Genomic DNA, 12,142 nt, shown 5'->3' on the forward strand with positions numbered 1-12,142 from the left:
ATACTACCATAAAGTACTGGATTGTCAATATGCCTGCCCTGCCCACACTCCGGTGCCGGAATACATCAGGTTGATTGCTGCAGAAAAATTTACAGAAGCCTACATGGTCAATTGGGAGTCCAATGTCTTTCCGGGTGTACTTGGAAGGACTTGTGACCGTCCCTGTGAACCGGCTTGTCGCAGAGTGCGCGTAGAAGAAGAACCTGTAGCCATCTGTCGGCTCAAAAGGGTTGCTGCAGATAATAAAGGAGACGTCAAACAATACATGCCACAAGGCCCTTTCCCATCCAATGGAAAGAGAATTGCACTTATAGGAGGCGGTCCTGCATCATTAACAGTCGCGCGAGACTTGGCCCCTTTGGGTTACGAGATACATCTATTTGATGAGCAGATCGCAGGAGGAGGAATGATGAGAAGTCAGATTCCATCTTTCAGGCTACCCGAAGAAGTCCTCAATGAGGAAGTTAACTTTATCCTTGACCTTGGGATCCATACCCAATTCCGTACCTATGTCAAAAGTCTCAAAGAAGTCCTAGAAGGTGGGTATGATGCGGTATTTGTCGGGACAGGAGCCCCAAAAGGAAGAGACTTACCAAAGTTGCCCGGAAGAAAAGAGGGCGATAAAAATATCCATATCGGCATAGAATGGCTTGCAGGTGTGGCATTTGAACATACCAAATCCATTGGATCAAAAGTAATCGTACTTGGTGGTGGGAATACCGCCATGGATTGTTGCAGGACTTCCAGAAGATTGGGGGGCAAAGAAGTTAAGGTAGTCGTCAGGAGTCCCTTTGAAGAAATGAAAGCCTCCCCTTGGGAAAAAGAGGATGCCCTTCATGAAGATATAGAGATCATTGACAACCACGTACCACTGAGTTTTGAAGTAAAAGACGGAAAACTCATCGGTATGAAGTTCCAGAAAGTAAAAGCTGTCTATGATGAAAACGGCAAAAGACAACTCCTTCCCACAGAAGAGGAAGATGTATTTATGGAAGCCGATGAAGTATTGATCGCTATTGGCCAGGAAAACAGTTTTCCTTGGATAGAAAGAAATATCGGGCTCGAATTTGACCAATGGGGAATGCCAGTAGTGGATGAGACTACTTTTCAATCCACCAACCCCAAGGTTTTCTTTGGAGGCGATTCTGCTTTTGGACCAAAAAATGTAATTACGGCTGTTGCCCATGGACACCACGCAGCTGTTTCCATCCACTTGTTTTGTGAAGGCTCAGATGTACACCAAAGACCTTCACCTTACACCAATCTCGTGAGCCAAAAGATGGGGATTCATGAGTGGAGCTATGACAGTGGCGTGGCTATAGACCAGAGATTTATAGTTCCTCAGGCCAAAAAGTCCCAAACACTCAAAGACCGGAAGAAGGAAGTCGAATTGGGATTTGACATTGCCACTGCCTACAAAGAAACCCAAAGATGTCTCAACTGTGATGTGCAGACAGTATTTACCGAGGATAGGTGTATTGAATGCGATGCCTGTATGGATGTCTGCCCAACTTCCTGTATCACCTTTACTGTCAATGCCGAAGAATCCGATCTGAGACAAAGTCTTTTGGTACCTGCAGAAAATCTCTCTCAAGACATTTTGGTATCCAAAGAGCTAAAAACAGGCCGCGTCATGGTCAAAGACGAAGATGTTTGCCTTCACTGCGGACTCTGTGCTGAAAGGTGTCCCACCTCCGCTTGGGATATGCAGAAGTTTCTGTATTCAACCACCAAAGCCAATCAATTGATCACTCCTTTTCCTTTAATAGAAAAATGATCCAAGCCATAAACGATTTCATAGTCCGGTTTGCCAACGTCAATGGTACCGGATCTGCGAGTGCCAACTACCTGTTTGCCAAAGCCATATTCCGTATGGGAATACCAGTAACCCCTAAAAATATCTTTCCTTCAAATATCCAAGGACTTCCAACTTGGTATGAAGTCAGGGTTAGTGAAAAGGGATACTTGGGAAGAAGAGAAGGAATTGACATTTTGGTTTCAGTCAATCCCCAAAGTATGGCTCAGGATGTCAAGAGTGTAAAACCTGGAGGTTTTTTCATGTATGACAGCACCAAAAAACTTCCTTCTCCATATATCAGGGAGGACATCAATTACCTTGGAGTTCCCATGATGGAAATGTCCAATCAGGCATTTTCAGATCCCAGAAAAAGGCAGCTTCTAAAAAACATCATCTATGTAGGGGCTTTGGCTCAACTGCTGAACATGGACTATAATGAATTGGAAAAACTTGTCGGAGAGCAATTCGAAGGAAAAAAGCAGTTGATCGAAGCAAACATTCAGGCATTGAAACTTGGAATGGACTATGTAAAGGCCAATTTCGATTACCCTTTGATGTTCAGGTTGGAAAAAAGAAACCTGTTGAAAGACAAAATCCTTGTGGACGGAAATACAGCTTGCGGGCTCGGTGCGGTTTATGGTGGGGCAACTGTCATGGCTTGGTACCCAATCACCCCATCCACTTCAGTAGCGGAGGCTTTCGAACATTATTGTGAAGAATACAGAACAGATCCAGAAACGGGCGAGAAAAAATTTGCCATCATCCAAGCTGAAGATGAACTCGCAGCCATGGGAATGGTCATCGGTGCCAATTGGAATGGCGCGCGTGGATTTACCGCGACTAGTGGGCCGGGAGTTTCTTTGATGAATGAATTTATAGGTTTGGCCTATTTTGCTGAAGTGCCGGCAGTATTGATTGATGTCCAAAGAACAGGGCCTAGTACAGGTATGCCTACCCGGACACAACAGTCGGATATCCTTCTTGCAGCCTATGCTTCGCATGGAGACACCAAACACGTTTTGCTTTTTCCCTCAACTCCAAGCGAATGCTTTGAGATGACAGCAGAGAGTTTTGACCTAGCTGAGCGCCTCCAAACGCCGATTATGGTCATGACCGATTTGGATCTAGGTATGAATGACCACATCAGTGAACCTTTCCATTGGGATAAAGAAAGAAAATATGACCGAGGTAAAGTCTTGAACGCTGAAGAATTGGAACATGTGGGCCGGTTTGGAAGGTATTTGGACTCAGATGGAGATGGAATTCCATACAGGACATATCCGGGCACCCACCCTACCAAAGGTTCCTTTTTTACCAGAGGAACTTCCAGGGATGAATACGCTGTATACACTGAAGATGGTGCTGCTTACAAAAGGAACATGGACCGCCTGATGGTCAAATGGGAAACTGCAAAGCAAATTGTTCCCAAAGCCCACCTCTACCAAAAAGAATCCAAGTCCGATTTCGGGATTCTATTCTATGGAACATCCACTTTCTCTGCGGAAGAGGCAAAAGACATTTTGGAAGAAAGCGAAATAATGGTAGATGCCATCAGGATCAAAGCTTTTCCTTTTGGTGAAGAGGTTCATAAATTTATCCAAAGCCATAAGACTGTTTTTGTCATCGAACAAAACAGGGATGCACAGTTGCGCAGCATGATCATCATGGAACTTGAAACCGATCCTACCAAATTAATCCCGATACTGAATTATGATGGTATGCCGATTACAGCTGATGCCATCAAAAACCAGATTTTAAAGCATTTAAACCTAGAAAATACCCAACAACATGAGTTATCTAAAACCGCTCTTTAGGCACCCGAACCTTCCCAAAAACAAACTTGGCTATACTCAGAAGGAATATGAAGGCTCGCTTTCTACACTCTGTGCAGGCTGCGGCCATGACAGCATCAGCGCCGCCATTGTACAGGCTTGCTTTGAAATGTCGGTAGAACCACATAAAGTGGCCAAGATTTCCGGAATCGGCTGTTCTTCAAAAACCCCCACCTACTTTTTGGGCAATTCCCATGGATTCAACTCAGTACACGGAAGGATGCCTTCCGTGGCAACAGGCGCAAGTATGGCCAACAAGGACATGGTCTATTTTGGGGTTTCCGGCGATGGAGATTCTGCTTCCATCGGTATGGGGCAGTTTGTCCATGTCATCCGTCGCAATCTGAACATGGTTTATATCGTGATGAACAACGGTTGCTACGGTCTTACCAAAGGACAGGATTCTGCAACAGCGGATCAAGGCTCGAGGAGTAAAGCGGGTTCTGTCAATCCTTTTCAGGCGATTGATCTGGCAAGTTTGGCGATAGAATTGGGGGCAACATTCGTGGCGCAGAGTTTTAGCGGTGACAAACAGCAATTGGTTCCACTTATTAAAGCAGCCATGCACCATCAGGGATTTGCCTTTCTCAATGTGATTTCGCCCTGCGTGACTTTCAACAACAATCCTGGTTCTACCAAATCCTATGATTATGTAAGGGAACATATTGAAGCCACATCGACTTTGGACTTCGTACCGGAAATGCCTGAAATCAAAACCAATTATGAGAAAGGCAAATCCACTAGGGTGGCGATGCACGATGGTACTTTGATCCAACTCAACAAATTAGCAACAGATTGGAATCCCGAGGACAGGGTTTCAGTTGCCAATGCCCTTCAGCATGCAAGAACAAAAAATGAAATCCTGACCGGCTTACTCTATGTCAATACCGAATGGAAAGACCTTCACGGAACACTGGGCACCTGTTCTACACCATTGAATAAATTGAAGGAGGAGGATCTCTGTCCGGGATTGGAGACTTTGAAGGAGATAAATGCGGGGTATAGATGAAAGCCAACATGTATAGTATTCCCATAGATTCTTTAAATTTTAGAAACACTTTCTGCTCAAATAATTTGAAGGAATCTATGGGAATTGTTTTATAAAAGATCAGCATAAAGCAAAGTCACGCCGGAACATACCCATCCAACCCACATTGCTGCAAAAATTCATTGTTGAAAAGCTGCTGCACTTCTTTGGACATTACCCTGGAACGTTGCTTTTTCCATTGGAGAATCCGCTCATTGCCATAGATATAGTTAAGCCTGTTCTTATCCACGGTCCTATTTAGCTTTCCCCAATGAATGGTATATGGAATCAAATCAGCCTCTAATGCCTCCAATACTAATTGATAAAACTGATGGTTGATAGCAGCATCAGCTCCATCAAGTTCCATCACAACTGAATGCTTGAATCGGGTAAAGGCAAGAGTTGCCGCATTTCCTTTTACAAAGCGGAAAGCTAAAATACCTGCTAGTTTAACATTTTCATTGATCTTTAAGCAAATTTGAATTGCTTTGACCACATCTTTTACATCTAGACAAATAGCTGCACTGAATACTTTTCCGCGGAAACGTGTGTTGGTAAAAGTTTCACCTATCGTTCCGACCAAATCCTCGGGCCGGCTATAAGCTAGTCCAAAAAGTGAGTTCACGATTTGGGGTACCAGGATTCTATTCAAAAATCCAACCTTAGCCTGAACTTGATCCAAAACCGTTTGAATCAGCCCAAGCGTATCATCCCCATAGGTAAATCCCGAGGTGGCATGTTCTATCCTAGTATAATCCTCCCTGTAGGCCACTTTGAACATCGATCTCATGTACACCCCTTTTTCAGTATCGTCAAAAGCAAAATCATGGGGATTGACCGCCAATTCAAAATGGTATAGATGTCTTTGTGGATCGTTCCAAGTATATTTGAGGTGGTGCTGGATTTTTGAAAAATCCATTTTGGTGACAGCTTCGGTCATGGCATTGTCAAATGGTACTCTCTGCATTTTTTGTTCTAAAAGGAATTTATCCTCCACCTCCACTAAGACTCCATGAATAATCCCAAAACTCCCAAAACTTACCAAAATGGCATTGAACAACTCATCATCAATGATGACTTCTGCACCCAGTTTCTGCTGAAAAGTATCAGAAGTAATGCGTCTGGAAGCCCTTTCGACATAGATGTGGCGCTCAGGACCTGTGATTACATGCATACCGAATACCATTTCGGGCAAAGCCCCTTGAAAAACCGCCGCACCATGCGTCCCTGTCGAAAATGCACCGACAATGGTTTGGCCGTTGCTGCCACCACTTACCATCAGGCTTTTGGCAGGTTGACTTTGTTTTTCTAGGTATTCATTGATTTGAATGACTGTATTTCCACATTGCAAAAATCTGAAATTCTCAGGCTTGTAACCTGCATTCAAAAATTCAGAATGAAAATTATCTTTACCCAAAGCAAACTTATGTCTCAGCCGTTTGGTATTGATGATCGCATCCTCACTGACGGCTACTTTGCTGAATGACCATCCGCTTCCCATAGCACGTATATTGAGCTGGTTTTCCAAGGCATACTTGATGATCCATTGGAAATTGGCAGTACATTTTTTGTATTGAGAAAACTGATCAAGGCTTTGAAAAGATGGATCATCCAAGACCATATCAAAGGAAAGGTCTTCGTCCAATGGCTGGGTATAGTTCTGGTGGACATTCGTGAATTCCTTGATTTTCCAAGGAATAACTCCGGCAGGATAGGTCATGGCAAAATGGGTTTAAATTTCTCCCGGAATCGGTACCTCCGGGCAACAAAAATATTCAACAGATTGAGGCACAACGATGCCCAAGGTTATGACAGAAATCAGGATATGCCCAACATTGGTCTTTACCGTAATTTGGCAAATAGACTTACAGGTTGCTTCGGTTTTGACATCTACAGGCTGCCTGAAACCCCAAAAATACGAAGTCCGATTAACTTGAACCGGAGCGGGATTATCCGAATCGTATTTTGATACAATCCGTAGATTGGCACAGGAGGCCATTAAGAATAACATACTGAACAGAATCAGGATAGAAAAGCGCTTGAAATGAAATGGATTTCTCATTATAGTCCAAAGTTTAAGTTTAATCCAGTCTTTTTAAAAATATATAACATCCTAAAAATCAAAGTAAAAGTTAAAAAAATAAATGGAAAAAGGCAAGAGAGGGTTAAAGGTTAATTGGTTAATGGTTATTATGTTGTAGTTGTTGTAGTTGTACTAATGGTTGTATTTGTTGTTTCTTTCTCAGTTTCATACAGGCATGTTTGCATCTTGTATTTTACCTGAATTCAACATTCTAAATTCAGAATTTCTTCGTTTTTGTCTCATAACTCATGTCTCATGTCTACCATCTATTTCTCTCCACTCACCAATTTAACATGACCCAAATGATGGCTAGAATGCCAAGCGTACAAAGCAATCGTCGTTCCGAGAGATACTGTTTTTTGGTTTGCAGGATGGTAAAAAGTTTTTTGCAAATCCTCTTTTGAAAGTGATTTGATCAACACAACCCACCGGTGATGCAGGCCTTCCAAAATCTTCAAGCTTGTTCCAATAGGCATGTCTTTGGCATCTTCCAATTCTGCCCATAAATCTTCATGATAGGGTTTGATGGTCGGATTTTCTTCTGTCAGCGCCAACTTGAACCGGATAAAACTGTTCATATGGCTGTCAGCACAATGATGTACCACTTGCCTTACTGTCCAACCTTCCGGCCGATAAGGTGTGTCCATCTGTGCCTCTGAAAGTTTATAGGTTTCGGCTTTGAGCAAAGCAGGAAATCTATCGATTACGCCCGTCCATTCTTCGAGCATTTCAGCAGTAATTTCTTTTGGCGCGGAAAAGCGTCCAACGGGATATTTTAGATTTTCCATTTTCGTATTTGATTTGAATAATTTTTATTTGTTTAAAAACATATTTTTTGTTTTTCAGGTCGGTAATTTTTTTCCTGAATTTAGAAATTTTGAAAATGGTACGGCAGTGATTCCATGAAGCAAGATACTGAGCAACACCGTCAAAGATATCACTGAAATGACCTTTTCATAACCTTCCAAACCCAATTGAATCACTGCCATCAACAGGTACAAAACCGATGCGATACCTCTTGGACCAAACCACCCGATAAACAAAACTGTCTTTTTGTCCAATCCTGCCCCGATTAAACTCAAAGCTACAGGTACCATTCTGACAACAGTCAAACTGAGGATGGCGTAAACCCAAGTCCTCCAATCCCAATATTCATAGGATAATGGGATTAGAATCATTCCAAAAAGCAGAAATATAAACATGATCAAAACCTGGCTTTCTGCCTCTCCAAATTCCTGAATCCTTTCCCTAATCATTTTTGAATGTGTCCCCAGCATCAAACCTGCAAAGTAAACTCCAATAAACCCATTTCCTCCCATATGCTCTGATAAGGAAAAAGCCAAAATGGCAATTGAAACAGAAGCGAGCATCTGATAGATATGGCTCATCCAGCCTGCCCTAGATGACTTGTCTACGATTAATCCTCCAAGCCATCCGATAAAGCCTCCTATGATAGGACCAAAGAGAAACTGTTTGATAACAAAAGTCAACCAATATGAAATATCCATACTGCCTCCTCCGGACCCGGAAAGAATTGCAAAACATATCAAAATTGGAGGAAGTGCAATTCCATCATTTAACCCACTTTCTACATTTATCGTCTGCCTAATTCTGATGGGAACCAACTCACTTGTCACAACTGCTTGGCCCAAAGCTGCATCTGTGGGTGATAAAATCAACGCCATCATAATCAGGGCTACTGTTCCGATTTCCGGAAATAAGGGTATAGCAATTAAGGAGCCCATTATCATGGTAAGGGGAAGGCCAATCAAAAGCAGTCTAAGTGGAAGGATTCTGTCTAACTTAAGCTTTGACCGATCGATCGTAGACGCATCAATAAACAAGACAAGAATCAAAGTCAATTCGGCAAAGGGCTTGACCAAACCTGCTTTTGGCCCCTCGGGCAACAACTCTATACCAAAAAAACTGACGACCAAACCAATCAATACGAATACCATAGGGGCTGTGATGATAGTACGTTCGACGCGCTTTGACACTATACCAAATGTCAAAATCAATAAGGCCAAAAAAACAAAGATAGGATTGTCATTCATTTCGTAAGGTGGATTATTAAATCAAAATATTATGAAAATAATTTAACCAAAGATTTTGAATTCAGAAAGGGATTCCGGCCAAAAGTCTCATGTTTGGTATTTACATGGTGCTTCACTCAATTTGCACCTCAATAAGGATCCACATCCACCACAAACCTTACTCCCCTGAAATCCTTGTGAACCTGCATTTCCTCTAAAAGGTGAAGAAGATCATGTTTAAATTGGGCTTGGGCATTGCCTGATTTGTCGAGCTTTGCAATAGATTCGAAGATATATTGGTTCTTAATCTTACCCACCAAGCCTTTTTCCGGACCCAACAAAATCTTTTTGACATCGATCTCGCCCATCAGATTATGTAGGTGTCGGGCTGCTTTTTCAGCGATTTTATAATCCTTATGCCGGGTAGTGATTTTGATGATTTTGACAAATGGAGGATAGAAAAACCGCTGCCTGTCCCCCATTTCCTGAATATAAAAATTCTTGTAATCTCCTGATATTATCTGTCCAAAAATGGCTTCTTCAGGTTTTCTTGTTTGAATGATCACAGCTCCTTTTTTGTCCCGTCGACCTGCCCTGCCGGCTACCTGGGTGATTTGCTGAAAAGCCCGCTCCCCTGCCCTAAAATCAGGAAAATACAAAATCCTGTCCGCATCCATAATCCCCACTACTGTCACCCGGTCAAAGTCAAGGCCCTTCGTAATCATCTGCGTACCTACCAAAATATCCACATTGCCGCTGCCAAACTCCTCCAAGAGACGTTGATAGCCATATTTACTTCGCGTGGTATCCAAATCCATCCTTGCGATTCTGGCTTCAGGGAAAAGTAAAGAAAGACTTTCTTCAATCCGCTCTGTCCCCAATCCAACCGCTCCCAATTTATTGCTCCCACAGGCAGGACATGCATGCGGAACTTTCTCCTTGAACCCGCAATAATGGCAGCGCATCTCCTCGCCAAACTGATGATAAGTCAGGCTGACATCGCAATGTTCACATTCAGGAATCCATCCGCAATCTTCGCAGGCAATATAAGGCGCATAGCCACGCCTGTTTTGGAAAATCAAAACCTGCTCCTGATTGGACAAGGCTTCCTGGATTTTTTCCCTTAGCAAACGGGTAAAATCTAGCTTGAGCAGGTTTTTCTTTTTGTCCGCCAACATATCGGCCAAATGGTATTCAGGAAGTTGGGCTTCACCATACCTTTTGTCCAAAGCCACATAACCGTATTTTTTTGTGCGCGCGTTGTAAAAAGACTCAAAGGAAGGTGTCGCCGATCCCAACAATGTTTTGGCCTGATGAATCCAAGAAAGCATAATCGCGGCATCCCTAGCTTGAAATCTCGGCGCAGGATCAAACTGCTTGTATGAGGATTCATGTTCTTCATCGACAATCACCATTCCCAAACTGTCAAATGGAAGGAATATAGAAGACCTAGCTCCGATGACAAAGTTGATTTTGCCGGACAATACCCCATTCCAAACCTCTACCCTTTCATTGTCGGAATATTTGGAATGAAAAACTCCCATGCTGCTTCCAAACACTTTCCTCAACCTGCTTACCATGTGGGTAGTCAAGGCTATTTCAGGTAATAATAACAATACCTGCGAGCCACCCGCCAAGACTTCTTTGATTAAAGTGATGTAGATTTCTGTCTTGCCACTTCCGGTAATCCCATGGAACAAGACTGTGTTCTTTTCCTCAAATTGACTTTTCAATTCTGTAAGAATTTCTGTCTGTAGGTCAGAAAGAACGATTTCATCTCCATTCCCTTCCTCCTCCTCAAATCGGCTGATGATAATCTTGAACTCTTCGAGCACGCCGTTTTTGATCAGGGTTTTCAGAGAAGACACCGACATGTTCGCATCGGTAATAGCTTTTTTGTCAAGTCCTTTTTGGTTGAGGTCGGGGTTTTTGTAAACAGGGATTTCTTGGAGGTATTTGAGCAGGATTTCTTCCTGTTTAGGCTTGTTCGCGATTTCGTTAAAAAGTGATTCCAATGCTTTTTTATCCAAAGCATATTCTTTAGAAAGCCTGATACGGGTTTCAACTTTTTGCGTATATTTTTCTTTTAATTGCTCAAAAACCAAGATGGCTTCCTTGATGACCAGGCTTTTGATGATGCCATGGATCGATTTTAGTCCGAGGACATTTTCGCATTCCTCATAGGTCATCTCTTCTTTTGCGGCCAGGGCCTGAAGCAATATTTCTTCCCGGTCATCCAATGGGTAGGTAGAAGTATCCGAATCGTAGGTGGGATTAAGTTGGATTTTGCTTTCGCTGCTGAGTTTCAGGCCGGATGGCAAAGCAGCGTTCATCACCTCTCCGATATGGCAGCAATAATACTCCGCCATCCACGCCCAAAAACGAATCTGCAATGGATTGACAGTGGCATGGTTGTCAAGGATATCTAGAATAGGTTTTGCTTCGTATGCTGAGGGTGGTTTTTGGTGGACTTTTCCGATAATCCCGGTAAGGACCTTCTTTTTTCCAAACTGAACAATTACCCTAAAACCGATCCCGACTTGGTCGGTCAAGGTACGGGGAACTTTGTAGGTAAACATCTTGGGGATGGGTACCGGCAAAATGATGTCCGCAAATAAGTTGGATTTGCTTTCTTCCTGCGGGTATAAATCACCAAATAAACTCTCCAAAAGTCAGGTCAGGCTAAAGATGGAAACTGTGCCAAGGCATCGGAAACTTCAGAAACAGGCTTTTGACAGGCCTTGCTGAAGCAAACGTAAATTAAGGCATTTCCTTCAGAATCCGGCGATTTGTTTTCTAATAAAGGGATATTTTCTGTGACAGTTTCAGACGCAGCAATCACGAAATTGGATGCCTTTGAAGACTGCATTTCCCTTGCTTTTTCTTGTGCACCTTTACCCACGATGGCAATTTCAGCCTTTGCCACTAATGTACTCAGGTACAGTGAGGCCCAATTGCAAAGAAAACCCGGCTCAGTAATGATCAACTTCTTCATGGCCCCAAGCATTTTTTCAGAAATCTCAAGATACTTGTCTTCATAAAAATACAGACCCAAATCCTGCAGATTTCTCGCCATGATTGAATTGGAAGCAGGAATGACATTGTCAAAAAGCTCTTTTTTGTTGGCTATCAGCTTTTCGGCGGTTGGATTGTTGAAAAAGAAAAACCCGTCTGACTCATCATAAAACTGGTCAATCACGATGTCGGTTAATTCTTTGGATTTCAGAAGCCACTTGGTATCAAATGTTGCCTGATACAAAGAAATAAATCCTCTGATCACGGCTGCATAATCCTCCAAAAATCCTGGAGTATATGCTTTTCCATTTTTATAGGACCGATACAAAATCCCATCTTTGTACATCTTCGCCA

8 protein-coding genes and 1 pseudogene are annotated in these 12,142 nt (G+C 42.7%); 3 read left to right on the forward strand and 6 right to left on the reverse strand.

The features are described 5' to 3' along the window. The 3 genes from ACZFYI_RS07840 to ACZFYI_RS07850 form a co-directional block, all read left to right on the forward strand. Window positions 1-1,777: FAD-dependent oxidoreductase (locus ACZFYI_RS07840; RefSeq protein ID WP_462523570.1), on the forward strand; the 1,777-nt coding region annotated here is incomplete at its 5' end. Continuing rightward, the gene (locus tag ACZFYI_RS07845; protein ID WP_462523571.1) at window positions 1,774-3,612 is read left to right on the forward strand and encodes a 2-oxoacid:acceptor oxidoreductase subunit alpha; all 1,839 of its coding nucleotides are present in this window, start codon (window positions 1,774-1,776) and stop codon (window positions 3,610-3,612) included. The genes ACZFYI_RS07840 and ACZFYI_RS07845, both read left to right, overlap by 4 nt. Continuing rightward, window positions 3,587-4,639, forward strand: a complete 1,053-nt coding sequence (locus ACZFYI_RS07850) for a 2-oxoacid:ferredoxin oxidoreductase subunit beta (protein ID WP_462523572.1) — start codon at window positions 3,587-3,589, stop codon at window positions 4,637-4,639. The genes ACZFYI_RS07845 and ACZFYI_RS07850 overlap by 26 nt, the downstream gene beginning before the upstream one ends. 115 nt (window positions 4,640-4,754) lie before the next feature. On the opposite strand, the gene ACZFYI_RS07855 is transcribed toward ACZFYI_RS07850, so the two are convergent. The 6 genes and pseudogenes from ACZFYI_RS07855 to ACZFYI_RS07880 all read right to left on the reverse strand — a co-directional run. Further along, entirely contained in the window at window positions 4,755-6,377 is a 1,623-nt protein-coding gene (locus ACZFYI_RS07855; protein WP_462523573.1) for an FAD-binding protein, read from the reverse strand. Between the two features lie 12 nt (window positions 6,378-6,389). Continuing rightward, window positions 6,390-6,719, reverse strand: coding sequence for a Bor/Iss family lipoprotein (locus ACZFYI_RS07860; RefSeq protein ID WP_462523574.1), 330 nt, complete (start codon window positions 6,717-6,719; stop codon window positions 6,390-6,392). 287 nt (window positions 6,720-7,006) lie between these two features. Beyond that, window positions 7,007-7,528, reverse strand: a complete 522-nt coding sequence (locus ACZFYI_RS07865; protein WP_462523575.1) for a YfiT family bacillithiol transferase — start codon at window positions 7,526-7,528, stop codon at window positions 7,007-7,009. 54 nt (window positions 7,529-7,582) lie between these two features. Then, a complete protein-coding gene (locus tag ACZFYI_RS07870; RefSeq protein ID WP_462523576.1) occupies window positions 7,583-8,794 on the reverse strand; it encodes a cation:proton antiporter in 1,212 nt (403 codons plus the stop codon). 128 nt (window positions 8,795-8,922) lie between these two features. After that, the gene (priA, locus tag ACZFYI_RS07875) at window positions 8,923-11,442 is read right to left on the reverse strand and encodes a replication restart helicase PriA (protein ID WP_462523577.1); all 2,520 of its coding nucleotides are present in this window, start codon (window positions 11,440-11,442) and stop codon (window positions 8,923-8,925) included. Window positions 11,443-11,450: 8 nt separating this feature from the next. Beyond that, window positions 11,451-12,142 (reverse strand): annotated as a pseudogene (locus ACZFYI_RS07880) (thioredoxin domain-containing protein); the annotation flags it as partial.

This window comes from Aquiflexum sp. (genome assembly GCF_977115555.1).